At 43.8% G+C, this 1,167-nt stretch carries 1 protein-coding gene; it reads left to right on the plus strand.

Going from position 1 to position 1,167, the window contains the following annotated elements:
- Positions 1-166 precede the first annotated feature (166 nt).
- A partial coding sequence (locus tag NPX98_RS06580; protein ID WP_269023352.1) for a TIGR04086 family membrane protein occupies positions 167-1,167 on the plus strand: 1,001 nt, incomplete at its 3' end.

Consider the following 1,167-nt stretch of genomic DNA (forward strand, 5'->3'; position numbering starts at 1 on the left):
AACAGCTCCCTCCTCTGTTTTTTATTTTATGGCTGATACAGCCTATATCCTTTCTGCTATAATGATAAGAGACGCTATGACGCTTTGTAACGTTTCCCTCTCTCTTTTGGGAACATAAGGATCAGAAATGCATTTTATCTCCAACATCATTCAAGGAGATACACACATGGAAACACGCTTTCCCACTGACACGCCATTACACACACAGTTTTTAGAAGAAACAGCATTGGAAACACAATATCCTATAGTCCAATCAACCATTTCATGGTCAGCTGTTTTTGCTGGAATGCTCACAGCTCTAGCCATTTCAATCTGCTTTTCTCTCTTGATCGCTGCTTTAGGCTTTGGGCAAATTGACCTTTATTCTTCTGCTCCCTTTGGAGGCGCCTTTTTATCGATGGGCATTGGTTCAATCCTTATCGCTTTTTTGAGCCTTGCCGCTGGTGGTTTTGTTGCTGGCCGTTTTTCAGAAGGAGCAGGCTCTATTCATGGTTTTTTAACTTGGGCATTGCTTATGATCCTGATGACAATTCAAACCACTCTGTTTGTTTCAGGGGCCGCCCACATAGGTGCCCAAACGGTATCAGGTGTTGCCTCGACGCTTGGAACAGAAGGACCGACACTCCTCTCCACAGCAGACCGTGCACATTTGGATAGCTTGCTTCGTGATAAAAACAGCTCTGGAGTAGATTTTAATAAACTCCGTAGAGATTTACAGATAGTACTCAATAAAAGCGAAATTCCTGCTCTAAATCCTGAACATCTCAATCGGGTTTATAAAGAAGCTCTTCACGATATCCGTGCGGCAATCACTGCAGTGAGGGAGGATCCTTCTCACTATCGCACATACTTGAAAAATCTTGGGCAAAACCTTTCTAATCGTGTTCAAGCAATTACAGATCAGATTGACCGCGATGACATCATCCACGGCCTTATGAACAATGGCTTAACACGTGCTGAAGCTGAAGCAACGGCAGACAATGCCATCCATCTTTATCAAACAGCAAGCGCAAAGACCGAACAGATGCTTAAGGCACTGGATCAAAAAGCCAATACCATAGCAGAACGTTTAGAAAAGTCCGCTGAGAATGTTCAAGCCACGGCCAATAAAGCCCTTAGAACAGCTTCTTCAATTGGTTGGTGGAGCTTCTTTGGGTGTCTTATGGG

It is taken from the genome of Bartonella sp. A05 (genome assembly GCF_026930145.1).
Taxonomy (GTDB): domain Bacteria; phylum Pseudomonadota; class Alphaproteobacteria; order Rhizobiales; family Rhizobiaceae; genus Bartonella.